Origin of the sequence: Borrelia puertoricensis (assembly GCF_023035875.1) — a bacterium.
Taxonomy (GTDB): Bacteria; Spirochaetota; Spirochaetia; order Borreliales; family Borreliaceae; genus Borrelia; species Borrelia puertoricensis.
Genome location: NZ_CP075379.1, coordinates 151302 through 177699 on the forward strand (window position 1 = coordinate 151302; position 26398 = coordinate 177699).

Annotated in this window: 24 protein-coding genes; 9 read left to right on the plus strand and 15 right to left on the minus strand. The window is 28.3% G+C overall.

From position 1 onward, the window contains the following. Positions 1-111: 111 nt before the first annotated feature. Together nagA and nagB are read left to right on the plus strand one after the other, a co-directional pair. Complete coding sequence (gene nagA / locus bpuSUM_RS00740) at positions 112-1317, plus strand: N-acetylglucosamine-6-phosphate deacetylase (RefSeq protein ID WP_247065337.1); 1206 nt, start codon at positions 112-114, stop codon at positions 1315-1317. Between the two features lie 32 nt (positions 1318-1349). After that, positions 1350-2153 (plus strand): glucosamine-6-phosphate deaminase, encoded by an 804-nt coding sequence (nagB, locus tag bpuSUM_RS00745; protein ID WP_247065339.1) that lies wholly within the window; start codon positions 1350-1352, stop codon positions 2151-2153. A gap of 93 nt (positions 2154-2246) precedes the next feature. On the opposite strand, the gene bpuSUM_RS00750 is transcribed toward nagB, so the two are convergent. Continuing rightward, positions 2247-2858, minus strand: a complete 612-nt coding sequence (locus bpuSUM_RS00750; protein ID WP_247065341.1) for a superoxide dismutase — start codon at positions 2856-2858, stop codon at positions 2247-2249. 12 nt (positions 2859-2870) lie between these two features. Further along, positions 2871-5567 carry a preprotein translocase subunit SecA gene (gene secA / locus bpuSUM_RS00755; RefSeq protein WP_247065343.1) on the minus strand — a complete coding sequence of 899 codons (2697 nt, stop codon included), beginning with the start codon at positions 5565-5567 and terminating at the stop codon, positions 2871-2873. Between the two features lie 63 nt (positions 5568-5630). On the opposite strand from secA, the gene bpuSUM_RS00760 reads away from it, so the two are divergent. The 4 genes from bpuSUM_RS00760 to alr all read left to right on the plus strand — a co-directional run bounded on the left by bpuSUM_RS00760 (position 5631) and on the right by alr (position 8810). After that, positions 5631-6764, plus strand: coding sequence for an LIC_12708 family protein (locus bpuSUM_RS00760; protein WP_247065345.1), 1134 nt, complete (start codon positions 5631-5633; stop codon positions 6762-6764). Between the two features lie 22 nt (positions 6765-6786). After that, positions 6787-7212, plus strand: coding sequence for a hypothetical protein (locus bpuSUM_RS00765; RefSeq protein WP_247065347.1), 426 nt, complete (start codon positions 6787-6789; stop codon positions 7210-7212). Between the two features lie 3 nt (positions 7213-7215). Continuing rightward, positions 7216-7632 (plus strand): hypothetical protein, encoded by a 417-nt coding sequence (locus tag bpuSUM_RS00770; RefSeq protein ID WP_247065349.1) that lies wholly within the window; start codon positions 7216-7218, stop codon positions 7630-7632. 77 nt (positions 7633-7709) lie between these two features. Then, on the plus strand, positions 7710-8810 hold the full coding sequence (gene alr, locus bpuSUM_RS00775) for an alanine racemase (protein WP_247065351.1): 1101 nt from the start codon (positions 7710-7712) through the stop codon (positions 8808-8810). Here the strand turns inward: alr and bpuSUM_RS00780 are convergent. Next, positions 8802-10397 (minus strand): RHS repeat domain-containing protein, encoded by a 1596-nt coding sequence (locus tag bpuSUM_RS00780; protein WP_247066211.1) that lies wholly within the window; start codon positions 10395-10397, stop codon positions 8802-8804. The two genes, alr and bpuSUM_RS00780, sit on opposite strands and share 9 nt — an antisense overlap. Positions 10398-10471: 74 nt before the next feature. Between bpuSUM_RS00780 and bpuSUM_RS00785 the strand changes: the two genes are divergently transcribed. Beyond that, positions 10472-10639 carry a hypothetical protein gene (locus tag bpuSUM_RS00785; protein ID WP_247065353.1) on the plus strand — a complete coding sequence of 56 codons (168 nt, stop codon included), beginning with the start codon at positions 10472-10474 and terminating at the stop codon, positions 10637-10639. A 3-nt stretch (positions 10640-10642) separates the two neighbouring features. Here the strand turns inward: bpuSUM_RS00785 and bpuSUM_RS00790 are convergent, their stop codons facing one another. From bpuSUM_RS00790 to malQ, 4 genes are all read right to left on the minus strand, one after another. After that, the gene (locus tag bpuSUM_RS00790; RefSeq protein WP_247065355.1) at positions 10643-12391 is read right to left on the minus strand and encodes a hypothetical protein; all 1749 of its coding nucleotides are present in this window, start codon (positions 12389-12391) and stop codon (positions 10643-10645) included. Between the two features lie 71 nt (positions 12392-12462). After that, positions 12463-13440 (minus strand): calcium/sodium antiporter, encoded by a 978-nt coding sequence (locus bpuSUM_RS00795; protein WP_247065356.1) that lies wholly within the window; start codon positions 13438-13440, stop codon positions 12463-12465. A 22-nt stretch (positions 13441-13462) separates the two neighbouring features. Further along, on the minus strand, positions 13463-15313 hold the full coding sequence (locus bpuSUM_RS00800) for a putative glycoside hydrolase (protein WP_430644641.1): 1851 nt from the start codon (positions 15311-15313) through the stop codon (positions 13463-13465). A gap of 75 nt (positions 15314-15388) precedes the next feature. Further along, positions 15389-16870 carry a 4-alpha-glucanotransferase gene (malQ, locus tag bpuSUM_RS00805; protein WP_247065357.1) on the minus strand — a complete coding sequence of 494 codons (1482 nt, stop codon included), beginning with the start codon at positions 16868-16870 and terminating at the stop codon, positions 15389-15391. Between the two features lie 161 nt (positions 16871-17031). On the opposite strand from malQ, the gene bpuSUM_RS00810 reads away from it, so the two are divergent. Then, on the plus strand, positions 17032-18189 hold the full coding sequence (locus tag bpuSUM_RS00810; protein ID WP_247065358.1) for an OmpA family protein: 1158 nt from the start codon (positions 17032-17034) through the stop codon (positions 18187-18189). Positions 18190-18192: 3 nt separating this feature from the next. On the opposite strand, the gene bpuSUM_RS00815 is transcribed toward bpuSUM_RS00810, so the two are convergent. Beyond that, positions 18193-18576 (minus strand): TraR/DksA family transcriptional regulator, encoded by a 384-nt coding sequence (locus tag bpuSUM_RS00815; protein WP_247065359.1) that lies wholly within the window; start codon positions 18574-18576, stop codon positions 18193-18195. A gap of 167 nt (positions 18577-18743) precedes the next feature. On the opposite strand from bpuSUM_RS00815, the gene infA reads away from it, so the two are divergent. Then, a complete protein-coding gene (infA, locus tag bpuSUM_RS00820; protein ID WP_012537936.1) occupies positions 18744-18965 on the plus strand; it encodes a translation initiation factor IF-1 in 222 nt (73 codons plus the stop codon). A 47-nt stretch (positions 18966-19012) separates the two neighbouring features. Here the strand turns inward: infA and bpuSUM_RS00825 are convergent, their stop codons facing one another. The 7 genes from bpuSUM_RS00825 to bpuSUM_RS00855 are packed head-to-tail and all read right to left on the minus strand — an operon-like array spanning position 19013 to position 26335. Then, complete coding sequence (locus bpuSUM_RS00825) at positions 19013-21058, minus strand: hypothetical protein (RefSeq protein ID WP_247065360.1); 2046 nt, start codon at positions 21056-21058, stop codon at positions 19013-19015. After that, positions 21007-21594: a tetratricopeptide repeat protein gene (locus bpuSUM_RS00830; RefSeq protein ID WP_247065361.1), complete on the minus strand. Its 588-nt coding sequence runs from the start codon at positions 21592-21594 to the stop codon at positions 21007-21009. Before bpuSUM_RS00830 ends, bpuSUM_RS00825 begins: the two co-directional genes overlap by 52 nt. Further along, entirely contained in the window at positions 21576-22565 is a 990-nt protein-coding gene (locus bpuSUM_RS00835) for a vWA domain-containing protein (protein ID WP_247065362.1), read from the minus strand. The genes bpuSUM_RS00830 and bpuSUM_RS00835 overlap by 19 nt, the downstream gene beginning before the upstream one ends. Beyond that, a complete protein-coding gene (locus bpuSUM_RS00840) occupies positions 22562-23563 on the minus strand; it encodes a vWA domain-containing protein (protein WP_247065363.1) in 1002 nt (333 codons plus the stop codon). The genes bpuSUM_RS00835 and bpuSUM_RS00840 overlap by 4 nt, the downstream gene beginning before the upstream one ends. Then, positions 23547-24449 (minus strand): hypothetical protein, encoded by a 903-nt coding sequence (locus bpuSUM_RS00845; RefSeq protein WP_430644642.1) that lies wholly within the window; start codon positions 24447-24449, stop codon positions 23547-23549. Before bpuSUM_RS00845 ends, bpuSUM_RS00840 begins: the two co-directional genes overlap by 17 nt. Continuing rightward, positions 24446-25327 carry a DUF58 domain-containing protein gene (locus bpuSUM_RS00850; protein WP_247065364.1) on the minus strand — a complete coding sequence of 294 codons (882 nt, stop codon included), beginning with the start codon at positions 25325-25327 and terminating at the stop codon, positions 24446-24448. The genes bpuSUM_RS00845 and bpuSUM_RS00850 overlap by 4 nt, the downstream gene beginning before the upstream one ends. Before the next feature lie 15 nt (positions 25328-25342). Further along, positions 25343-26335, minus strand: a complete 993-nt coding sequence (locus bpuSUM_RS00855) for an AAA family ATPase (RefSeq protein ID WP_247065365.1) — start codon at positions 26333-26335, stop codon at positions 25343-25345. Positions 26336-26398: the final 63 nt, after the last annotated feature.

The window sequence follows — 26398 nt, forward strand, 5'->3', positions numbered from 1 at the left end:
TATTACGTCAAAACTAACAACAGAACTCCTATTAAAAGACAAATAAAAAAACAAGCATCTTTAAAAAAGATATTTGCTTATAGTAAAATTTAAGTTTATAGGAGAGTAAATATGCCAAATTTCTGTTTGTTCAATTCAAAATCTGTTCTGACAGGCAATGATAAAATAGACAATTCAGCGGTTCTTATTAAAGACAGTAAAATCTTTGATATCGTAACAGCTGATCGACTTGAAAAAATTGATCTACAAAACTATGAAATGATTGATATTAAGGGCAACTATATTACCCCTGGTCTTTATGACAATCACATACATGGATTTCACGGATACGGAACCGACCAATGCTCAACAAACTCAATAATTAAAATGTCACAATATTTAGCAGAGTATGGAGTAGTAGGATTTCTACCAACGCTATACCCACGTCCAACTGAAGAAATGATTGAAACAATCAAAGCATGTACCGAAGCAATAGGCAAAGAAAAAGGTGCAAAAATTTTAGGACTCCATCTTGAAGGACCATTTTTCTCTTCTGAAAAAAAAGGCGCCCATCCTACCTCCTATCTCCAACAACCAAGTATTGAGGTTATGAAAAAATTCATAGACGCCGCGGGGGGGACCTTTACGGATTCCTTCGGAAGAAAAAGAACAAATATTGCAACAATGACCGTTGCACCTGAACTTAAAGGCATGAGAGAGCTTGCAATGTTTTGCATGGAAAACAACATAACACTTCAAGCAGGACATACTAATGCAAAATATGAAAATATGATCGAGGGCTTTCAAGTAGGAATACTTCACACAACGCACTTTTTCAATGCAATGTCAAAACTTGATCACAGAAATCCAAATGCAATAGGAGCAACTTTAATTCATGGAGATGTATCTTGTGAAATTATTGCTGATGGACATCACATTCACCCAAAACTTGTTTTAATGCTTAGAAAACTTAAAGACATAAGCAAATTAGTGCTTGTAACTGATGGATTAACTCCAACACTACAACCGTCTGGAAAATTAATAGCTAATGGAGAAGAAGTATACCTTAACGATGACGGATTATTTCATATTGTAGAAAGTGACACAATCGCAGGATCGGCTCTCACAATGATACAAGGCATTAAAAATTTAGTAGAATTTGGATATAGCCTAAGCGATGCCATTCAAGCAAGTTCATACAATCCAATAAGGATAATTAATCTTGAAAAAAAAGGATTAATATGTCATGGTTATGATGCAAATATAAATGTCCTTGACAAAGACTTAGACTTAAAATTAACAATGATAGAATCAAAAATCATTTTCAATAAACTTTGATTCTATTCATTTATAAATATAAGGAGCAACAAATGAGATTAATCATTCGATCTAACTATAATGAAATTTCAAAATGGGCTGCTAATCATGTAGCTATGAGAATAAAAAAGTTTTCACCAACAAAAGAAAACCCATTCATTTTAGGACTCCCAACGGGTAGCTCACCAATTGGAATGTATAAACATTTAATTGAAATGAATCAACTCGGAAAAATTTCATTTGAAAATGTAGTCACATTTAATATGGATGAATACATAAAATTAGATAAAAATCATCCTGAAAGCTATCACTCATTTATGTGGAGCAACTTTTTTTCACATATAAATATCAAAAAAGAAAATATACACATGTTAAATGGTAATGCTACTAATCTTATAAATGAATGTGAAGAATATGAAAACAAAATTAAATCTTACGGTGGCATTATGCTTTTTGTAGGAGGAATTGGACCTGATGGTCATATTGCATTCAATGAACCTGGATCATCACTGAGCTCAAGAACAAGAATTAAAACTTTGACTCAAGATACAATTATTGCAAACTCAAGGTTTTTTGAAAATGATATTAATAAAGTTCCCAAAAGTGCCTTAACAGTAGGGGTTGGAACAATTATGGATGCAAAAGAAGTGATGATTATAGTCAATGGACATAATAAAGCAAGAGCATTAAAACATGCTATTGAAAAAGGAGTAAATCATATGTGGACAATTAGTGCTCTACAGTTACATAAAAACGCAATCATAGTATCAGACGAAGCTGCAACATATGAACTAAAAGTCGGTACAGTAAAGTATTTCAATGATATTGAAAGAGATAATTTTAATAATGACATATAAACGTTATTAATTTCTAAAGATAATAAATCTAACATAAACTAAGCACAAGACATAAACTCTTTAAGCCTAGTTTACGAAAAGCTTAAAATAACATTATTCTATGATTTCATTATATACTCTTGAAACCTCTTCCCAATTTAAAACATTAAAGAACGCATCAATATATTCAATCCTTCTATTTTGATATTTAAGATAATAAGCATGTTCCCAAACATCAATACCTAAAATAGGTTTATAGTCTTCCATCAAAGGACTGTCCTGATTTGGTCTTGATATTATCTGCAATTCTTTACTTGCATGAATAACTAGCCAAGCCCAACCACTTCCAAAAATACTAATAGCTGCATCTCTTAAGACCATCTTAAGATTATCAAGACTGCCAAAAGTAGCATTTACATGCTCTTCAAAATTTTCTAAAATATTATCTTTGTTCCCAGGTTTTAAAATCCTAAAATACAAAGTATGATTAGAATATCCACCAGCATTATTCCTAATAGCTGCTTGGAACTCTTTGGGAAATCGCTGAATATTTTTTAATATACTTTCAATATCCTGAGAATAATTTATTTCTGTCTTCTCAAGAACAGAATTTAAATTTACTGTATATGAATTATGATGTTTACTATGATGAATTTCCATTGTCTTAGAATCAATGTATGGCTCTAAAACATCATAAGCATAACCAAGTTCTGGTAATTTAAACACAAAATCCTCCTTTTAGCTTTTTCCATGACAATTTTTATATTTCTTTTCACTGCCACAATAACAAAGTTCATTCCTTCCAATTTTAGGAGTACTTCTAATTATTTGAACTCCTACTGTATTACCTCTGTCTACCGAAGCAATGTCTGAAAATTCTTTATGAGTAGCACGAACATTTTTAGGCTTGTTATTTTTATAACTACTAGAATTAACATCCACTCTCACCTGTAAAGTTCGCCTTAAAGTTTCAACCTTAATATCTTTAACAAGCTCACTAAAAATCGCAAAACCTTCTTCTTTATATTCAGTAATTGGATTTTTATTAGCATAAGATCTCAGATAAACCGATTCTCTTAAAGAATCAAGATTTGCAAGATGATCTTGAAACTTAGAGTCAATATTCCTTAAATATTCATGTTTTAAAAATTCATTAAAAAATTCAACTCCAATTAATTCTTCCTTTGCATCTAAATTAGTCCTTGCAATTTCCATTAACTTATTTTTCAAATCCACAATATTCATAGTTTCAACATAACCAACACTTTCCATCATATAAGCAAAAATTGAATTTATCTCATTTAGTACAGAACTCGTAACTACTTCTCCCTTAACTTGATCAAATAAAAAATCAAGATATTCTCTTAAAGAGAGAAGAACACGTTCTTTAATATTATTATCAACAAGAATTAAATCTCTTTGAGAATAAATAAACTCCCTATGCTTTGTTATAACATCATCATACTCTAAGAGATGTTTTCTAATCTCAAAATTTCTATCTTCCACATGCTTTTGTGCATTAACTAAGGATTTCGTTAACAAAGAATGTGCAATAGGCTCACCTGTTGCCATTCCAAGTTTTCCCATCAAAGCTCTCAAATTATCGCTTGCAAAAAGCCGCATCAGATCATCTTCAAGAGATACATAAAACCTTGACCGACCAGGATCTCCCTGTCTTCCTCCTCGACCCCTAAGTTGATTATCTATTCTTCTTGACTCATGACGTTCACTACCAATAACATAAAGCCCACCAAGAGCCTTTACTTCCTCATAATCTTCAAGATACTGTTCTCTCTCATTTTGCATAGCCTTCTGAAAGTCTTCAAGACTCATGCCCATTCCAAACTTTTTACGAACTCGATGCTCAAGATTACCCCCAAGCTTAATATCAGTACCACGTCCAGCCATATTAGTTGCAATTGTAACAGAATGTTTTGCTCCCGCTTCAGCAATAATTAACGCTTCACGAAAATGATTCTTTGCGTTTAAAACTTCATGTTTAATACCTTTATTTTTAAACATATTTGAGAGAATTTCAGATTTTTCAATAGAACCTGTCCCAACAAGCACAGGTTGTCCTTTCTTATAAGCCTCATAAACTTCATCCGTAATTGCTTTAAATTTAAATTCCTCGGTGTAATAAATAATATCATCCTCATCTATTCTTGCTACCAATTTATTAGTTGGAACAACTATAACATCAAGATTATATATTCTATGAAATTCTTTTGCCTCTGTATCAGCCGTACCAGTCATACCAGAAATTTTTTTAAACATTCTAAACAAATTTTGAAATGTAATCGTTGCCATAGTTTTATTTTCACTTGCAACTTTAACACCTTCCTTAGCCTCAATAGCCTGATGCAATCCATCAGAATATCTGCGCCCTTTCAAAATACGACCTGTAAACTCATCAACAATTTCAACCCCAGAATCCCCAACAATATATTCTCTGTCCCTTAAAAAAAGTAAATGGGCTTTTAATGCCTGAGTCATATAATGAACATAATTAAAATTAGAATCAACATACATAGATCCCTTAATTATGCCTTTTGAAACCAAAATTTGTTCAAGATTATTTAAACCATTTGCCGTAAAAGACACTCTCTTACCCTTTTCATCAATCGTATAATCCCCATCAAGCTCATCGATCTCTAAAGGATAATCTCCAGTTTTTGGATCTTTAGAGCATTCTCTTAAAAGCGAAACAAGAGAATTGACCTCAAGATAAGCACTAGTATCTCCTTCTGTAGAACCTGAAATAATTAAAGGAGTTCTAGCCTCATCAATCAAAATAGAATCAATCTCATCGATAATACAATAATTAAAATTTCTTAAAGATTTTTGAGACAAATCAAAGCACATGTTATCTCTTAAATAATCAAATCCAAGCTCATTATTTGTAACATAAGTAATATCTTTATTGTACTCTACCTTCCGTCTAGCAGAATCCATATTAGACAACACAACACCAACACTAACTCCTAAAAGCTCAAAAACCGGTTTCATCCAATTTGAATCACGCTCTGCAAGATAATCATTAACTGTAACAATAATAACACCATCACCAGTTAAACTATTAAGGTAAGCAGCCTGCACTGAAGATAAAGTCTTACCTTCTCCCGTCTTCATCTCTATTATTTTACCCTGATGGAGCGCAAGTCCAGCAATAAGTTGAACATCATAAGGTCTCTCCTTAAGTCGCCTTCTGGCAGCTTCTCGAGACAATGCAAATGCTCTCTCTAAAATATCTTCTAAAGTTTTACCTTCCTTAAGTTCATCTCTAAATTTTTCTGTTTCCATAATAAAATCTTCATCTGACAAAGACAATGCCCAAGATTCAAGCTTATTAATAGTTCTCAAAACAGGAAAATAACTTTTTAGATCCCTTTTACTTTTTGAACCAATAGTTGCTTCAAATATTGCTCTTAACATATCAGGTATCAATTCTCCTAAAATAATTGACTTTCAACCATTTAAAATAATAACATCTAAAACATGAAAAAGTTTTATAAAATTCATTTAAATCTATTTTTTATGATTATATCATGTAATATCAAAACTTTAAACGAAATTGGAGAACAACAATTTAAAATACCATTTGGAACGTTACCTGGAGAAATAACACCACTTGTAAACAAATTTACCAATTCAAGCTTTGATATCAAAACATATAATGGACTTGTATACATTGTAGAGGCAAAAGCAAATAAACTCATGATTTTTAATTCTTATGGGAAATTAATTCAAACTTACCAAAATGGAATATTCAAAACAAATTCTGACCTTAAAATCAAAAAAGTAGATTTTGAAAATATTAAGGCAATTTATCCATCAAAAGACTTTATTGTAGTATCAGATAAGCTAAATAATAAGAAATCTAAATTTGATGAGAAAGAAAACATAGCATACTCCACACGAATATTTATTTTAAATAAAGATTCATCTGTAGAAGTATTGGGACAAGAAGGACGGAATGGAACACTATTTCCACAAGTTTACGATATCAATATTGACGACAAAAACAATATAGCAATAATAACTATATCTAATGAAGGATATATAATATACTCCTACGATAAAGATCTCTCACCCCTCTACAAAATTTATGTTAATACAAATATATTACAAATACCGGAAGAAGAGAAAAAAAAATATAACATATCAATAGATAAAGTATTTTTTGAAGTAAACAAAAAAATCATTTATGTAAAGACAACTCACTATGAAAACATTAGAACCAATGAAAACATTAACGACCTTGGAGTGAGGATCAAAAATCAATATTTTTACACAATGAGCTTAAACAAAAATAAGGAATTTGAAATAAAAAATAAAATTACACTACCCCAAAACTTATTAGATGATCAACAAGAAAGTTTTATAAACATCATTGGAATTCAAAAAGATAAAATAATAGCATCCACTAACATGAAAAACCTGTCTAATACTTTAATATGGAAATTGGATAAGAAGGGCAAAATAAAAGAACAAATGGTCCTAATCGAACCACCTAACCTTAAATTTCTTGCTGAAAGCCTATCTAAGGATGGAATACTTAGCATACTTTATGGAGAAAAAAGTGGGGTCAGCGTCTATTGGTGGAATTTAAATACTTTACTTAAACTATGAAATCATTAAAAAGTCAACATTTATGAGAAATAAAACTTGCAAAAGTAAAGTACAAAATAATCATAAGCAAAGAATAAAAAAAAATCTAACTCTGGGAATTATCTTTGTCATCATGCTAATTATTATCAAAATTGTATTAATTCCTAAATTACAAAAATTGGAAAGCAAATACAACCCTACCATCACAATAGAACATAAAATAAAAAATGAAAACCTATATATCAAAATAAATATTAAAAGTCAAAACATGAAAGACTTAGGAAAAGCCAATATAGAAGTATACTTAGATAATAAACTTATTGAAAATAATATGATTTACATAGACAAGATTAACTATACGTTATATACTAATGTTGCATACAGAAAAAAGGGTTTATTAAACATAGTGCTAATAAATCAGAAAGGCGATAAGGCATATTTTAGTAAAAGATTAAATCTTGGAGGATAATAGATGTTGCAAATATATTTTATATCTGTTTTACTTAATATATTGGGGGGGATAGTGCTAGCATTCCCAATTTTGGGAGAAAGATTTAAGTGCTTAATCATCTTTGAAGAATTTATAAATTTAATTAACAATAACAAAAATGTAAGAAGCATTTTTGGCACAACATTTTTAATAGCTAGCATCTTTGAAATAATCATACCTTATGATTTGCCAATAATTGGAAATTTATTTCCTGCTATCAGTTTATTTTTTATTGGTTTTATCCTCGTCTTAAGTCAAAAAATGCCCACAAGTTTTCAAAATAATAAAGAATATGGAAAATTCAAATCTTTCATTGAAAGCAATAAAAAAGTAATAGGAATCTTAGCATTAATAATTGGAATAATTCATTTTTTTGCACCAAGAGTACCTTTTCTTTAAAATTAGCTTATGAGATACAATTTTAATTACAATTCCAAAAAATAAGACAATGAAATAAATCAAAAGAATATACAAAAATGATTAAAAATAAAGAAATCATAATAAATCTTAAAAATTTAGAATATAACTTAACCGCAATTAAAAATCATATTCAAAAAAAAGAATTAGTAGCCACACTAAAAGCTGATGCATATGGACATGGGCTTATTCAGACATTTAAATTTTTAAAAGAAAAAGAAATAAATTATTTTGGCATTTTCTGGATAGATGAAGCTTTAAAGATTAAAAAAATAGACAAAAGAGCAAATATATTGCTCTACATCAACACAGATAAAAATGCAATAAAAAATCTAGTTAAGTTCGATATTACACCCTTTGTTGCTGACTCCCAATATTTATCACTAATAGAACAAGAATGTAAAAAACAAAATAAAAGAATCAAGGTTCATTTAAAAGTTGATGTTGGAATGAATAGATATGGAATTAAAATAGAAAATGCTCTTAATCTAGCAATTCAAATTCAAAATTCAAAATCAGTAGAATTTGAAGGAGTTTGCACACATTTACCAACAACAGAAAATAGAAAAATCACTCAAGCACAAATCGAAAAATTTGTTCATTTTATAAACGAACTTAAGACCAAGAATATAAAACCAAAATTCATTCATGCTTCTAACTCAGAACACATAACAAACTATCAAATAAATGAAAAATTTAATATGGTACGACCAGGACTTATTTTATATGGATATCATCCAAATTCAAACGGCTTAAACAATAATTTACAACTTAAACCCGTACTCAGCTTATATTCAAAAATCATATTTCTTAAAAAGATAAAAAAGGGAGAACAAATATCATACTCTGGTCTATTTACGGCAAAAGAAGATATGCAAATTGGACTTTTACCAGTTGGATATTTCGATGGAATTCCACAAAATACATCTAACAATTTTTATTGTATAATAAGAGATAAAAAATGCTTCATTAGAGGAAAAATATGTATGAATATTTCAATAATAGAAATCCCTAAAGATCTAAAAATTAACATAGGAGAAAAAGTAGAAATTACTTCTGAAAGATTAAGCTTAGATATACTTAGCAAAGAATCTGGTATGAGTAAATATGAAATACTTTGCTCCATTGGAAAACATAAGAAAAAGAAATATTTATATTAAATTACCTAAAGAATCAAACTTTTGAAAATCAACTAAATTTCCTTTACTATCATAAATCCATTTATAAACCGAAATACCCCCAATATCATCTCTTAGCCTTAAATCTGGACCATGATTTGTCTTTTTTGAAATCTTGCCAAATTTATTATACTCATATTTATACACACTAACACCGTGAATATCATCTTGTAACTGGCCTAAATTACCAAAATTTTTCTGACTAATAAGTCTATTTTGTTTATCATATTCATAAACATACTCAAAAATAGCACTCCGATCTGCAACCAAAACTCCACTCTTAGAATAATTACTCTTCAAGATCAAATTGCCATTAACATCATATGCAAATTTATATCTAAAAACACCTTCAAAATCATCTATAGGATTATCAAAATCTCCATAATGCTCTTGAGACTTAAGAAGGCCATCCTCATTATAAGCATACTTATAAATCATCACCCCATTGGAATCACTAATTAAATTAAAATCTTTATCAAAGAAAAGATTTTCAATTAAATAAAACTTATTATCATACTTATAACTATAAACTGCAATACCCTTAAAGTCATTCATTATTTCATATTTTTCCTCATAACTAGCTGGAATATCACTATTATAATTTTTATTTATTCTATTACTATGATTTATTACCCTTTTTTCATTATTTTGCATATAAAAAATGGTTTTTCTCATAGCATAACCATTCTGACTAACGGTTAAATTATTGTTAGCATCATAATTATACTCCTTATAAAAATAGTCTTTTTCTTTTAAATTATATTCATATCTATATATTGCTACATTATTCTCATCGGGAGTCAAATTATTTTTAATATCATAATTTAAAATTTCAATGAGCTTGCCGTCAAAATCATAACGATACGTCTTTATTGCAACAGAAAAAGGGTTTGAATACAAAGAACCTACCGGATCTAAATATTCTTCCCTTATAATATTATGTGAACTGTCATAAGTTAATCTAAAACCATATATTCCATTCTTAGCCTTGATATTATAATTGTTATCATCGTAATATAAAACTGTTTTACTCCGATCAGAATCATCATAAATAATTTTAGTATAATAAACATTATTTAAATCTTTAATTTGAAAACCAACCTCACTAAACCTATAAACATAAAAACTACTATCATCATTGTAAATAAAATGATAATAAGCAATTCCATACTTATCTCTTATAATCTCATTAGATTTATTATAATTAAAAATACTCTTTGGTCTGCCATTTGGAAAATATTCTATTTGTTCAACACAAATATCTTTTAAATTCTTAGCAGCAAAACCTCCATTTAAAAATAATCTCCTTTCTATATCCCCAGAATATTCTATTTTGATCTGATTTGCACCAAAAAAAGAAGGAATTAAAATACTAAGTTTGCCAACATAATCAACAAATACAAGCCTGCTATCATCATAAGTAAATTTATATCCACACTCTTCTTCCGCATTTTCTTTACTGATCTCATATTTCCCGATTATCCTATAATTAATATCATAATCAACAAATCTATAATAAATTTCTTCTGAAAAAAGAGCACAAGACACAAAAAACATCACCAAAAACATAGTCATTCCTTGATCAATCAACATTATTTTGATAAATTTATTATACAATAAATTAGTTTAAGTAGGAGTTTAAGATGGCAAAAATTTCTAAAAATGCTCAAAGAAGTGGCTCTAAAGAATTATTAAGCAAGTGGGGCGGAAAAATTATAATGAAGTCTAAATTTGAAAATGGTAAAATAAAACACTATGCTGAATGTCAAACCTCAAAAAATACAGCAAGAAGACCTAAAGATTTATTTTAAAATTTATTTTTTATTCAATTTATCTTCAAATTTCAACCAAGCTTCATCTTGTTCACTTTTAGTATAGGCCCTATTTAAAGTTGCTTCCTTAGGGGTTTTGCCTTTTCTAACATAAGAACTCCTAATTTGCTCCCTTAACTCTTCTCTTTGTTTTCGTCTTTTATCTAGTTGTCTTTTCACTCTTTCATTTGGATCAAAAAGCTCAGCATTCTCTTTAACCACAATCTTAGAATTTAATCTAGATAAAGCCTCTTTATAACTCTGCTGTCTCCCTGTTAAGAATAACACAAGCCTCTTTAACAAAGGCAAATCTCTATAAGCAGCATCTAAAAGATTAGATAGGTCAACTTTATAAATCTTATAAAGTGGTAAAAACGTATTACTATTTTTAAAATATTTAGCGGCTTCGGTTTTGATTATATCCTTAAGATGGGTCTGAATATTCTGTGTTTTAGAAACTCGTTTATAATGCGAAACAATAAAATCAAGAAATGCGACCTTATTTTTTAAACAATAATCATTTATATCATAATTAGCAATAAATTCAATCAATGTTTTTTCAAGACCTTCTTCTGTTAAAATAGTAGAAGAATTCTTCCCACTATTAAATACTTTCACAAAATCATTTCTCAATTTATCCCTAATATCAACTAAAATTTGATCGAATTCCTTTAAAAACATAGAATAGGCACATGGCTTATATAAATACATTCCACGTTTAATACTAAATATTTTGGGTAACGAACCCTTAATGTTAGACTCAAAAAAGTATTCATTAGCCGTCTTTAAAAAATATTCAGAATCAGATAATCCTTCAACATGCTCTTGAAGAATATTTTTAAATTCTTCTATATTAATAAATCTTGGTTTAAACTCTATTGTTTTTTCAATTGATTTCAAAGTTTCATCAATCTTAATGCTTTCTAAATTTCTAAGTTCTTCTAAGTTTTTCTCATTAGTAATATAAATATTTAATACTTCTAAAAAAATAAAGTAATGTTTAGAAATATTAACACCTTTCTTATTTAAAATTTCTTCCTTATTTTCTAAAATTCCTAAAAGCAAATTATAAGCAACTCTCACACCATTAATACCCTCATCTAACATTCGATCATACTCACTAAGCTTTACATTTTTAGCTCTCATAAAAATATCTTTAACTATTCTGTTAGAAGCAATCCCAAATAAAATTCTCTTCATAAATTCAATAAAATATAAGGCTTTTCCTGATGGAATTATTAAAGAATTCAACACAAATATCTTTTTTGATGAAGAATTTTCTTGAAAATATTTAAGATTAATGTCTGAATTTGAAAGAATGACAAACTCTTTTTCAAAAGCCAATAAATTTTTATCTATATTCTTAATTGTAAGTAAAGTACTAAAGAGTTCTATTCCCACATAATGCTTTAAAAACAAATCCTCGATAGCATAATAATAAAAATTATAACTATTTTCATCTGTTATTATTATTTTATAAGGTACCATTTCCCCATTGGATGTTGACTTATTAATAATAATTCCTCTCTTAACCTCATAAAGCTTGCGAAATAAAAAATCCAATTCTCCTTTAAGACCACGAATTTTAACAGAATAATCTTCGATAAATTTAGCATAATCTATAACATTGTGCTTATGTTCCAAAATAATCCTTAAAATCATTTTTTGAGCATCTGAAGAAATCCCTATTTGAGAAATCAAAATCTCCACTTCTTTATCATTGAGATAGAAAATTTCGGGTAATTTTTTCATCTTATATTTCCAAGCTCCTCATATACAAAACCATCATAACATATAATAACATATTGACAAATTCAATAAAATTAAAAACTACCAAATAAAAATGAATTATATAAAATATATAAACATAAAAATAGAATAGCAGGTCCTCTACTAAAAGCCCCTTGAAATCTCACTATGAATAATAACATTAAAGATACAACAAACATGATACTAAAATCAGCCAAATAAATATCACTCATGAGTACTGGATTTACAAAACTACTACTAGATAAAATAAACCCAATATTAAATATATTACTTCCAATGATATTACCAATGGCAATATCTGACTCCTTTTTAATTACTGCAAAAAGAGAAACGACGATCTCTGGGATGCTGGTCCCAAAAGCTACAAAAACAATTCCAATCACTTTCTCACTAATATTAAAAACATTGTGTGCAATGTATATTGAACTATCTATTAACAACTTTGAACCGAAATATAAGAAATATATACTTAATAATAAGAGCAAAATATTTAAAAATAAAAACTTAAACCCATAATTACAATTAAGATTTTTTAAATTTTTTGGAACAGAATTATATTTTTTCTCTTCTTTGTAAAATAAAAATAGATAAGATAAAAATAAAATTAAAATCACCAATGAACTGGTTTTATAATAAGGCACCTTAAAAAAAGACAAAGTACTAAAATCAAAAGAAAGCAATAAAAGAAGAAACATCAATAAAAATAAAATTATAAAAGAAAATTTGAGTCTCTTAAAATCAGTTTCAATCCTCAAAAACAACCCTGTTAAGGGAAGTGCAAGCAACATATTAATGATATTACTCCCAATGATATTAGAAACAATAATTTCATTTTTACCCTTAAGAGATGCTATTAAACTTGTAAAAAGCTCTGGAGCACTTGTTGATAAGGATACTATTATAACACCAATTAAAAGACTAGGAACTTGAAAATAAGTAACAATGTTAACAGAACTATTTAAAAGATAATTCCCACCAAGATATAACAAAAAGATACTAAATATTACACAAAAAAGATGAATATGTGCCAAAAAAATTTCCTTCCACAAACATTTAAGAAAAATTTAAAAATTCGCTTAAATCATTCTTAACCATATAGTAAATATTAGATGCATTCCATAAACTAAAGCCATTGCCTAAAGATTCCTTAACTCCTTTTAATTGATGAGAAAAATATTTTAAATAAACTTCTTTACTCACACGGCGTTCAGAACCAAGCAAAAAAGCTTGAACATAAGGTCTAATTATAACCTTACCTGATGAGAATACAACAGCTCTATTACTTCCTTCCTTATAAATTTTATAAGCTCTCGTAGTATAGTATAACTCATTCTTTAAAAAATCGTTAGTATAATGAGAAGGATAGAACATTGGAGAAATAACATCAACATAATCCGCAATCATAGAAATATTTTGACCAATACTATTTGTAATAAACCATCCATTATTTCCGTAAATGTCAATAGAAATAGGAATATAAATATTTTTTCTAGCCATAATTAAAAAAGATTCAAGAGCATCAATCGCATGCATCTTATATTTATTAAATCTTGAAGTTATAAGAGACACAGGACCATCTGTTGGAAATCTAATATAATCAAACTGAATCTCATCAACTCCAAGAGACTGAATTTCTTTTGCAATAGATAAATTATAATCCCATGTGTCTTGCAAGAAGAGATCTACCCAATGTTCCTTTTGAATAAATTTAAAAGAATCACCATGCTTAACCTTTACAAGGTTTGCCCAAGGCTGATTGGTCTTTTTATTCCAAAGAGCATACTCACAATTATTATAAAAATAAAGTTTAGCGTCTTTAAACACAACAACTCGTGCAATAACATATATTCCAAGTTCTTTTGCTTTATTTAAAATATAAGGAACATCTATCAAATTTTTAACAGCCTTTATCTTGTTTGGCAAAGCTAATTTACTTGAATAAGTTAAAATACCACTATCATCTTTAAAGTCAATAATAACAGCATTCATGCCTAATCTTTTTATAAACTCAAATCTCTCATCAATAGCTGTTTTGCTTCGAAGAGTGTAAGCCGTTAAATAAATTGACCCCTTATTAGAAGCAAGATGCATCCTTTCTAATTTTTCAACAGAATTTTCTCCATACACAGAAAATTGACCATCAAAAGTCCATTTGCCATCAACATAGGAATAAAAATGATTATCATAAGTTCTAACCAAAAGTTTTTCCATTTTTGCATCCGATAAATCAATAATACGCAATATCTGTTTTTTAAAGGGAAAATCCAACTTCTTAACAACCCCTAGAGTTGTATTAATTAAAATAATATCTCCATAAATTCCACAGGAAAAGTACAACTCATTTACATTGTTTCTCGAAAACTCTATTGCACTAACCATATCATAATAACCAGCACCCAGATATATCTTAGAAATTAAAGAATTTAGACTCGTAAAATCCAAACTATCATTAACACTTAAATAAATTCCACTATTAGAAGTACCAATAGCAATACGCTTATATTCTCCTCGAGATAATGCACTTGATGTAATGTAAGAATTTTTATTAAATTTCTCATTATCAACTAATTTTCTAAAACTTTTAAAATAATCATGAGAAACATAAACAGAGTCATTAGTTGTCAAAAGGGAATTTGAGGAATAAAAATCTTCATAAATAGAAGTTATTCTCTTAGACACAGGTCTTGCAAACGGATATATCCATCTAGTCTCTAGCCCCTTGGGTTCAACCTTAAATATCACATTATTATGCTTTTTATATAAAGCACCTTTATTAATAAAAAATAAGCCACCATTCTTAAAATATTTACTCTCATCTAATGAATGCAAATGAAAACACAAGAAAAAATAAGCAAACAACAAACAAATTATATACACAAGCATTATATATGTATTAAGTTTCATATAAATGACATCCAGCCTTTTTAAAAATAAATATTAAAAAACAAATATCATTTTAACAAATTATTGAAGTTCCTATTAAGTTCTTCCATAAAGTTTTGTAATGTCACTTATCTTTTTACTTAAATCGTCACTCAAATCACCACTTAATATTCTAAAATTGTTAAGCATTGTATCAGACATATTCATACTAAAATCAGATACCAAATCAAGATAATCTTTCATTGGAATTATTACACTATTTGCAACACTAGCCATCGCCCCCCTTATCATATCCCAAACAATAGCATTTTCATTAGTATCGAAATAATCAAAAATATATTTCTTATGCTCATTATCAACAGAGTTAACAAATCCACGAATAGTATTACTCTCATGAGTACCTGTATAAACAACACAATTTCTTATATAATTATGGGGAAGATATATATTTGTGGAATCAAAATCAAATGCACATTGCATCATTTTAGTTCCTGGGAAACCAAAATAATCTCTTAACCTAAATGTATCTCCACGATCTTTTACAAGGTCTTCAACCCAAATTTCTAAGTCATTAATCTCATTTAGAACCTGTTTAAAAAAATCTTTCCCGGGACACTTTACCCATTGTCCACCAAATAGCAAAGATTCTTCTGCAGGAACCTCCCAAGTTGATACAAATCCTCTAAAATAGTCGATTCTAACAATATCCACATATTTACGCAAAAAATCAATACGATTAATCCACCATGCATAGTCATCTTTTCTTAAAGCTTTCCAATTATAAGCTGCATTGCCCCAAAGATATTTTTTGCTAAACAAATAATCAGGAGGTATCCCCGTTACCTTATCTTTACTTGCATCAAACCTTAATTTAAAATATTTTTGATGCGCCCAAACATCAGCAGAATCATAAGACACAAAAATAGGAACATCACTTACTATTTTAATTCCAGCATTATTAGCATATTTTTTTAAAGCTTTAAATTGTGAAAAAAAGAAATATTGTAAAACTTGTTGAATGTTGATCTCAACCTCAAGTGTCTCTCTAAGCTTAGCTAAAGCCTTAGCATCCCTTTTTAAAATTTCTCTACTAAATAAAAGATTAAAAGCCTGTGAAGATTGAAACTTAGAATAGTACTCTTTAAAAGCAACAAAACTTGAAAAATCTAAAAGCCAATAAGCAGCTGATTTTTTAAACTTTTCAAATGCATGAATCTCATCAATCGTTGCCCTGTGCAAAAAATTCAAAGCAGCATTTCTTAAAACAACTTCTTTAGCTTTTAACTTATCATAATCAACATATCTATCTTCCAAGCATTCAAGAGTGCTTAAGTCTATGTCAATAAACCTCTCAATAGCATTTAAATCAATATAATTGATATTACCAGCAAATGCAGAAAAACTTGAATAAGGAAACTCCACAAAATTAGGAGGCGAATAAGGTAATATCTGCCAATAACCTTGTGATGAAGCGGCAAGAAAATCTATAAATTTATATGCCCCTCTCCCTAAATCACCAATACCGTATTTAGATGGCAGAGAACTAATATTTAGCAAAATTCCACTTTTTCTTTTCATTTTTTATACCTCAAAACAATTGACTATTTAATTAATATCTTAAAACAACCGTCCACATACAATCATTATAACTAAAATGTAAAACTCACAAAGCATTATTCAAAAGATTTAATGAAATATTTCTCAAAAAACATAATCTCAATCATGATATAATTTGTTAAATGAATATTAAAATTGTTATATTACTATTTTTAACAAATACTCTAGCATTTTCATCTGAAATATTAGAATTTAAATACACTAAGGGGGCTAAATTCAGAATAGAAACTACAGATAATCAAGAAATTTACCTAAATGGAAGATTTAACTCAAAAACCAAAACTAATATCCAAGTTTCAAGCGAAGTAAAAGATGTAAAAAACAATTTTGCAGATATCAAATCTTACTTTAGAGTGTTAAAAAGAGATAATGAGAGCGACGTTTACTTACTTAAAGAAGAATTTGAAGGAAATTTTAGCATAAACAAACAAGGCGAATATAAAATTAATAATGCTCAAAAAAGACCTTCTGTTAGAGGCATCCCAAGATTCCCAAAAACACCCATAAAAGTAAATGAAACTTGGACATATCCAGCAGAAGAATATATTCAAGCATCTGAAATTTCACAAGAAATAAAAGATTTTGTTACAAAATTTGATGTAAATTATGTGTACAAAGGCAAAGAAAAAATAAATGGCAAATACTACGACATAATTCTATCAAATTACAAGTCTAAATATAACGTAAAAAACATATTATTCTCTCAAAAGGTTAACCAAATAATTTATTTCGACTCAAAATTAGGAAACATATATAAATATAATGATACATATGAATTTCAAATGCAAAATGACAACAATAATATCAAAATGACTGGAAACTCATTTGGGAAAATAATCTCTATTGAACTACCAAATGACAACATAATAGAGCATGAAGTCAAAGAATATATTAGAACAAAACAGATAGACTCTATTAACATAGAGAAAAACAAAAATGGCATCAAATTAAGTTTAGATATTGAATTTTATCCTGATTCTTTTCAAATTCTTAAAAAAGAATACAACAAACTAAAACACATAGCCAATTTATTAGAAAAGTTTAAAGACAACAATATTCTCATAGAAGGACATACAGCAAAGTTTGGAACAGAACAAGAAATGCAAGAATTGTCTGAAAAAAGAGCTCATTCAATTGGAAACTATTTATTAAAAATGAAAATAAAGAACAAAAACCAAATATTTTTTAAAGGATGGGGTGCTAAAAAACCTAAGTATGAAAACTCATCTCCTTTAGCATCAAAAAATCGAAGAGTAGAAATTACAATTCTAAACAATTAAATATTAAATTGATCGCTTGCTCTTTTTTTCTTTTTTAGTCTGACAACTTATACATAAAAATGCATAAGGAATAGCCTCAAGTCTTTCTTTTGCAATACTCTTATCACATGCCAAACAATTACCATAAGTATTTTGGGAAATTCTATAAAGCGCCTGATTTATTAAATGCAACTTCTTTTTCTCAACTGAACTTAAAGCTTCAAGATTATTTCCATCCATATTATCAAATGCAATATCAATGATGTCCTTTAAATGCATATCATTATTAATGATCTCTCTTTTACTATCCTCAACAGATCTTATAGAATTTAATATTTCTTTTTTTGATTCTAAAAGAAAATTTCGCATCTTTTCAACAAATTCATGCTCAAAATTACTTTTATGCATGATATTACCTCCCTATAATAAATTACAATTTTTAAAAAACTCCGTGTAATTATATAAACAATCCCATATAATGTAAACTAGTACATTAATTTTTAATAAAAAATAATTGCAATGATATTCCTAATTGTGTACAATTGATTCTGTTACATAAATAACAAGGGGGCATTTTGAACACTAAAGAAGAAGCTATTGAAACTGAAGGTATTGTTAAAGAATCTCTCCCTAACACAATGTTTAGGGTAGAACTTAAAAATGGGCATTTAGTTTTAGCTCATCTATCTGGAAAGATGAGAAAACATTTTATAAAAATAGTTCCTGGAGATAAAGTGAAGGTTGAGCTATCACCTTATGATCTTACAAAAGGGAGAATAGTATATAGAGAAAAATAACTACTTATATCAAAAGAAATTAAATCAATTAACAGATCGCTATTACTTTATATTAAACTATCTTTAACAGATGCAATAAAGTTTTTATGAATCCATCCCTGAAGGCCATGACTTGTTTGAATAAGAACAAAGTCATCTTTTCTATTAAGTAAATAAACACTTATATTCCCATTTAAGAATCGCCAGCTTCTTGAAAAATTATCAGGAACTTTATAAAGAGAAACTAGATCACCTTTAATAATTCCAATCTCAGACTGCTGGTCAACATAAAAGTAATATGTTTGAAATAAAGTAAAACACGTTACAGATAAAAGCAAGAATAAAATAATTTTCTTTAAATTTTTTGCATAAAATTTACAAGAAATAATCATTATTAAAATATTTATTAAAATTAAACTAATAATAAAAAAAATATTAGACCAAACAAAACTATTGTTTCGAATATTTTCATTAACTCCATTCTTAGCCTCAATAAAATCAATCACCCTGTAAAAGGTATCATTACTTGGTGAAGTAAAAAATGCTTTATAAGCTGAATAAATTGCATCAAAATATCTATCCATTTTATTCAAAATGAGAGCTCTGTTTAACCACAGTCCTGAATAACTTGGATTCTTTTTAAGAATATTATCAATTCTATTAAGAGCATTAACATAATTTTTTGATTTATAATCTTCAATTAAATCATTTATATTATTTTCTGACAAAGAACTATCGTTAATAGCATTAAGACTAACAGCAAGAGTTAATATTAAAATAACTAATCCACAACCTGATGCGATAAAGAACTTTTTATATTTAATAAAAACAGCTAAAGAGAATAAAATTCCTGGTATCAAAATTAAGTAATAAACAGGAACAAAGAATAAAAAAGTTTTATTCCTATGTTTTAAAATATCATGATATGAAAGCAAACTAAAATCTGACAATAACTCTTGACCAGAATCATTATTATTTTTCAATTCCCCATAATATTCATATTTTAGTCGTTTACCATCAAGTTTATAAACTTTCCCATCATCAGGATTTAAATAAGTAAAATCACCAATATTTAAGAATAAATTACCCTTATTATCTGGTTTAAGAGTATATATCCTAGATATACTGCCCTTATAACCATCTTTTGAAGGTTCAAAATTATAATTTTTTTTATTATAAATAACTTTAGAATTATAAGTCTCAATTTCTGGAAAACGAATATGTGGAAGATTACCTTGCCCTGTAATTTTTATTAAAACAGTAAAAGTATCTTGATTAATTAAAGTTGAATTAGGAAATTCATAATCAATTTTAAAAGTTCCAACGGCCAAAGACTTAACCTCATCGGGTATTGGTTTAATTTTTAAAGAAATACCAGGACTCATACGGGCAATATTTTCACCTATATTAAAAGAAACACTAGGAATAACAATATCTTTTGAACCTCTAAGAGGGGTTAATATAAAGTTATAAAGGGGTACATCCAAGATTTCTTTACTATTAAAAGTTCTATATTTAATATTTTCAAATATAGGGGTTCTATCAATCATTGCATCTTTAACAGCGTTAAAAGAACTAGCAATAGACTTCAAATTATTATTCACAAGCCAATTGACACGCAAAACAAATCCAACACTCTGATACTCATAAATTTCTTCTTTATCAAAATCCCAATACAATTTAACTGGCAAACCAAAGAACTGCGACTCATCTTCTTTCAAAACAACCACTTCAAACTCTGAACTTAAATAAACTTCACCAAGATAAACAACTTTTAATGAAGGAATCTTAACAAATCCCAATTTATCAAAATCATATTCAATTTTTATTTCTGTAACAATATTATCTCCATCTGGTACCTTTGATATCGAAGCAATTTCGGTGTTATCATTTATATCTTTACTTATTTCAAACTTTAATGATGTCTCATCAATATCTTGAGATAAATTTAATCTAATCACATGAACAACCTTAGTTCCTTTAAGGACCTTAGTTGATACTAAATAATCGGTACCAGATAAAGAATAAATTTCAAAATTTATAAAAAATAAAACTAAAGATATCACCAATCTTCTTGCAAAGACACAGTTTGTTCTTCTGATCTTGTTACCCATAAAACCCTCTCAAGATTTTCAATATACCTTAAAAAATTTTCATTGTTCTCAATAAAATTTTGACTTCTCTTAACACTTAAACTATCTAAATCTTCTGGAATAGTTCTTTTTTTAATTATTGCAAGTTCAAGATTATATTTAGCATTATAACTTGCAGGATTGATCCTTAAAGCTTCCTTAAATGCCACCTCTGCTTTTCGATAAAGTCCTTGATTATAGTATATTATTCCCTCATTATAGTTTATATTAAAATTCAAAAAGGAATCATTATCTCTTTTTGCATACGAAAACATCCGAAGAGAGCTTTCATACTCTCCTAAAGAATAATATACAATCCCAAGATTATAATAACCCCACGACGTAGCTTGCTTATCATCTACAAGATCATAATAAGTGGAAATCGCACCCTGATAATCACCTCTAATATATTCATAATTACCAATGGCCATAAGAGACATAGCTCTAATATTAGAACAAGATAAAAAGGATGCAAACATAAAACTCATTAAAAACCAAATTAAAAAGTTTCGTCCCATTTAATGACCTTAACAAATAGATACAATACTATAAATAAAAAAGAGATAGCTAAAAAAAGCTTATATCTTAGAATACCAATAAGCAAAATATCACTTGAACTTTTTTTCATTATATCATTCCTTATCTCATTAATAACATAATTAGTACCTTTTAAATATAAATTATAATAAGAACCCTTAAGAGAAGACGTTAAAAGATACAAATTATCCTCATCAAGCATGGCTTCCACTACATTGCCATTTTTATCCTTAACACTTAAATTATTATCAATCAAAGGAGATGGCTTATTACTTCCAATCCCAACTACAAAGCTTGTAAGATTAAGTGCATCAACCAACTTAGGAAAAATATAATAATTATTCTCACCCCATTCATCTCCATCTGTTAAAATTACCAAAAAATTATAATAAGAACCATCTTTTATTCCCTGTATGGTACTAAAAACTCCTTCACCTAAAAAACTACCAGGAAAACTTATTAAATTAGGCTCAATATAATTTAACATCTTATGTAAGCTAGCTTTATCCTTAGAAAATGGCAACACTAACAAGGATTTACCTTTAAAAACAGTAAGTGAATACTCAACATTCTCAAAATTATTTAAAATCAAACCAATAAAATTCTTAGCACTCTCAAGCCTATTAATCGATTTTCCTTCATCAAAGGTTAACATACTACGAGAAATATCAACAACAAAAGATATCCTTAAATTTGATCTTTTATCCTCAGTAGCTTTTTGCCCCCAAGAAATATCCAAGATAGAAACAATTAAAGAACCCAGACTCAATACAAAAAAGAACATCATAAGAATTTTTTTTATATAATAATTTTTAATGTAAGCATTATTAACATACATAAGACTTAAAGTCTTAAACAATGGAAGCGCTTTTCTAAAATTATAAATATATAAAAAAAGAACTAAAAATAAAATTATAAACAAGTAAAAAGCATAATAATTGCCTATACTCATAACACCTCTTCTAAAAAGACCTTAGATAAAATGAAGTAAAGGATTAATAAGAAAAATATTACCAATAAAAATTCATTGTGAACACCATCATTATCAACCGAAATTTTAACCTTTCTCTCCACATTTTCCTTTTTCGAAAAATCCTGTATTGCAAGTTTAAATGAAAAATCATCGCCTACAGAATAAAAAAGTCCTCCTGTTTTACTTGAAATCTCAAAAATCATACTAGAATCATAAATCTCTCTTAAAGTACCTTGATAAAACCTACCAGATCTCAATTTAAACCCAACACTAAGCTCTTCACTGCTACCAATTCCAATAGAGTAAATTTTAACATTTAATCCTTGAGCAAGATTTATTACCTGATCCTTATAAACTTCATCCGAATTAACTACACCATCTGTTAAAACAATCACTGATCTCCTAGGTGCTTCCGAATGCTTTAAATGAGAAAGAGCAATGGAAATACCAAGGCCCAAAGCAGAACCATTGCCAAGATCCATAATATAAATATCATCTAATTTTTTAGAAAAAAAATCTCTATCAATTGTAAGTGGAACTATCAAAGAAGCTTCCTTAGCAAAAGCTACCAATCCAATATTGTCATTTTCTCTCTGATAAACAAAATATTTAATCAATTCTTTTGCAAATTCAAGTCTATTTTTAGATGAAAATTCAATAGCACCCATGCTAGGAGATATATCCAGAACAATAACAATATCAGCTCCACTACTAAGATAAGTCGTTTTCTTCTTCGAAATAGAAGGACCTGCTAAGGTTAAGATCATAACTGTCATTGCTAAATAAAATAAAGCATAAGTCATAAAATATAGCAAATTCAATCCATAATCCTTTAATTTTATAGAACCAAAGTTTCCATAAATAGATATTGGAAATTTAACTTTTCCTCCTCTACTCTTAAAAAAATGGCTAAAATAAATTATTAATGGAAGAATTATAAGTAAAAATAAATATAAAGGCTCATTGAATGTTAACATTATCCCCTCTATTAAATTCTTCAAAATTAAAAGCTGCTTTCCTTAAATCATCTAAAATAAGTGATAAATTTCCACCTGATAAATTGATTCCACTAAATTTACTAAAATCAGAAAGCCTAAGCATATTAACAAAAGTTGAACGAATTTCATAAGGAACATTAAAATTTTGCAAAATTTCAGAAATTTCCGTCGTAGTAATTGCATTAAAATCAAAACCTGTTTTTTTAGACAAATAAACCCTTAAAGATGAATTCAATAAATTATAAAAAATAACCTGTTCTTCGTGACTCTTAATATAATTAGACAAAATAATCATTTGTTTCTGAAACACTTTATAAGGTTTTCTTAAATTATGCTTCATTATTAAAAACACTAATAACTGCTTGACAAGCTTCAAAAATTTAATAAAAAAGTAAGGAACTACTACAAGAGCTAAAATAAAAATAACAAGATACGTACTTGTTCCTGGAAGAAAAAGCACTCCCTCTATATCCTGAATTTTAAGAACATCATCATCTGCAATTAACTTACTAGTATTTATTTTGACATTATTGAGAATTAATTTAAAAGATTTATCATTGCTGATAATATCTCCAACATAAATACGCGGAAGAGTATTGCTTCCGACATAAAACGAAACAAAATATATTATTACCTCCCCGCTCTCAGGTCTGTAAAGAAGTGAATTAACCTCAACAAACTCATTTTTAATTTCCTCAAATTCAGCAGGGATAAATTTTTCATTCTCACCAAGAATTAACGAAAATTTAAGCTCAACAGTATCTCCCACATAATAACGAGTTGGGATAAATATCTCATTTTTTATCTCATAAGAGAATAAATAAAAAGACAAAAAAGACATGACAAAGACAATTGTGTTTTTCAAATATCATTCTCCTTTTTTAAAAGAGCTTTTAGCTTTCTAAAAACATCATCTTTAGTACTAATTTCTATAAAATTAATACCTCTTTTTATACATTCTTTTCTCCATTTGATTTTATCTAATGTCCAATAATTTTTATAACTATTCAATATCGTTTTACTAAATCCAGAGGTCAAAAAATCTTCACAAGTTTCAATATCTTCATAAGTTAAAAATCCATATTGAGGAAGATTTTCATCAAAAAAATCTGTAAGCCTTATTGCAATAATATTATGACGTTTACTAAGAACAGTTAAAGATTTAAAATAATTACTGGCTTTAAAATCTGAAATAATGATAATTAAAGATCTCTTCTTATAATATTCAGCTGTATTTTTAAATACATAAGTTAAATTACTTCCTCTCTTAAGGCGCCTATTTATTGTCTCATTTAAAATTCGCCCTAAATGTGAATGCCCCTTTCGAGATGAAATAAACTTATCCGTTTCACTTGAGAAAAAAGTTATACCTATCTTATCATTATTAAAAAATGCCATATGAGCAAAAATAGAAACTAATAAATCTTGAATTTCCTTTTTACTAGTCAAGCTTCCCAGACTCATTGAAAGAGAATTATCAACAAGTAAATGAAGATTCATTCCCTTATCTTCTCTAAAAACCTTAGAGAAGATGCTATCCGCTTTCGAACTAACATTCCAATCAATAAATCTAGCGTCATCCGTCTCCTCATAAGGTCTAAACTCATGAAATTCAAGACCAAGACCCTTAAAAATAGAACGATATCCACCAAAATTAAGCTCCAAAAGCATTTTTCTGGAGAAAAATTTTAAAGCTTTTATCTTAGTCTTAGTACTAGCATTTGATTCATTATCATATTGCATATGAAATTTAAACCCTTAAGGAAGCGCCACAGCTGAGAGAAGTATCTTAATAATATCATCAGTATTCATCTCCTCAACCTCTGCCTCATAAGATGGAGTAATTCTATGTCTCAACACATTATAAGCCACTGACTTAACATCTTCAGGAAGAACAAACAATCGCCCCTCATAAAGGGCATTAACACGAGCACATTTGAGCAAACTAAGTGATGCCCTAGGAGATGCTCCAAACTCAATATATTTAGTAAATGGATAAGTTTTTTTGTCATTTTCACGAGAAGCCGCTATTAAAGTAACGATATAAAGCATTATCTTATCATCTACCTTAACCTTTCCAATTGTACGCTTGAGATCTGCTAAAGAATAAGCATTCATTATTTTTGCAACTTTAATATTCTCAAGTCCGCCATCCACTGAGAATATTTTAAGAAGCTTAATTTCATCTTGAATAGAAGGATATTTCACATTAATCTTTAACAAAAATCTATCAAGTTGAGCTTCTGGCAAATTATAAGTCCCCTCTTGTTCAATTGGATTTTGTGTTGCAAGAACAAAGAATGGATCAGGAAGCTTATGTGTCTCATCTCCAAGAGTTACTTGACGCTCACTCATTGCCTCAAGAAGTGCTGATTGAACCTTTGCAGGTGCTCTATTAATTTCATCCGCTAAAATAATATTTGAAAATACAGGCCCCTTTCTAACCTTAAAAGTCCCTGTCGTACTCTTATATACCATATTACCTGTAAGATCAGAAGGCAAAAGGTCCGGAGTAAATTGTAATCTCTTAAACCCAAGATCAAGAACATCTGAAACTGTTTGAATCGTCAATGTTTTAGCAAGGCCTGGTACACCTTCAAGCAAAACATGACCTTCAGTCAAAATTCCCATTAAAATAGCATCTATCATTTCCCTTTGACCAAGGATTCTACTTGCAACTTCTCTTCTAAACTTATTTATTAAACCTAATGCATTCTCTACTTCAGAATCTATTTGAAAACTACTTTTCATACCACTCCTATCGTACTAAAATTTTTCATCAAAAATAAAATATAAAAGATAAAATGAAAAAAT

Bases quoted from the DNA above. Each gene is read 5' to 3' on its own strand.
- bpuSUM_RS00850 (WP_247065364.1), bottom strand. From the start codon at position 25,327: ATGCAATATGATAATGAATCAAATGCTAGTACTAAGACTAAGATAAAA.
- bpuSUM_RS00825 (WP_247065360.1), bottom strand. From the start codon at position 21,058: ATGGGTAACAAGATCAGAAGAACAAACTGTGTCTTTGCAAGAAGATTG.
- bpuSUM_RS00855 (WP_247065365.1), bottom strand. From the start codon at position 26,335: ATGAAAAGTAGTTTTCAAATAGATTCTGAAGTAGAGAATGCATTAGGT.
- secA (WP_247065343.1), bottom strand. From the start codon at position 5,567: ATGTTAAGAGCAATATTTGAAGCAACTATTGGTTCAAAAAGTAAAAGG.
- bpuSUM_RS00840 (WP_247065363.1), bottom strand. From the start codon at position 23,563: ATGTTAACATTCAATGAGCCTTTATATTTATTTTTACTTATAATTCTT.
- nagB (WP_247065339.1), top strand. From the start codon at position 1,350: ATGAGATTAATCATTCGATCTAACTATAATGAAATTTCAAAATGGGCT.
- alr (WP_247065351.1), top strand. From the start codon at position 7,710: ATGATTAAAAATAAAGAAATCATAATAAATCTTAAAAATTTAGAATAT.
- nagA (WP_247065337.1), top strand. From the start codon at position 112: ATGCCAAATTTCTGTTTGTTCAATTCAAAATCTGTTCTGACAGGCAAT.
- bpuSUM_RS00785 (WP_247065353.1), top strand. From the start codon at position 10,472: ATGGCAAAAATTTCTAAAAATGCTCAAAGAAGTGGCTCTAAAGAATTA.
- bpuSUM_RS00800 (WP_430644641.1), bottom strand. From the start codon at position 15,313: ATGAAACTTAATACATATATAATGCTTGTGTATATAATTTGTTTGTTG.
- malQ (WP_247065357.1), bottom strand. From the start codon at position 16,870: ATGAAAAGAAAAAGTGGAATTTTGCTAAATATTAGTTCTCTGCCATCT.
- bpuSUM_RS00760 (WP_247065345.1), top strand. From the start codon at position 5,631: ATGAAAAAGTTTTATAAAATTCATTTAAATCTATTTTTTATGATTATA.
- bpuSUM_RS00790 (WP_247065355.1), bottom strand. From the start codon at position 12,391: ATGAAAAAATTACCCGAAATTTTCTATCTCAATGATAAAGAAGTGGAG.
- bpuSUM_RS00780 (WP_247066211.1), bottom strand. From the start codon at position 10,397: ATGTTTTTGGTGATGTTTTTTGTGTCTTGTGCTCTTTTTTCAGAAGAA.
- bpuSUM_RS00765 (WP_247065347.1), top strand. From the start codon at position 6,787: ATGAGAAATAAAACTTGCAAAAGTAAAGTACAAAATAATCATAAGCAA.
- bpuSUM_RS00770 (WP_247065349.1), top strand. From the start codon at position 7,216: ATGTTGCAAATATATTTTATATCTGTTTTACTTAATATATTGGGGGGG.
- bpuSUM_RS00815 (WP_247065359.1), bottom strand. From the start codon at position 18,576: ATGCATAAAAGTAATTTTGAGCATGAATTTGTTGAAAAGATGCGAAAT.
- bpuSUM_RS00830 (WP_247065361.1), bottom strand. From the start codon at position 21,594: ATGGGACGAAACTTTTTAATTTGGTTTTTAATGAGTTTTATGTTTGCA.
- bpuSUM_RS00810 (WP_247065358.1), top strand. From the start codon at position 17,032: ATGAATATTAAAATTGTTATATTACTATTTTTAACAAATACTCTAGCA.
- bpuSUM_RS00835 (WP_247065362.1), bottom strand. From the start codon at position 22,565: ATGAGTATAGGCAATTATTATGCTTTTTACTTGTTTATAATTTTATTT.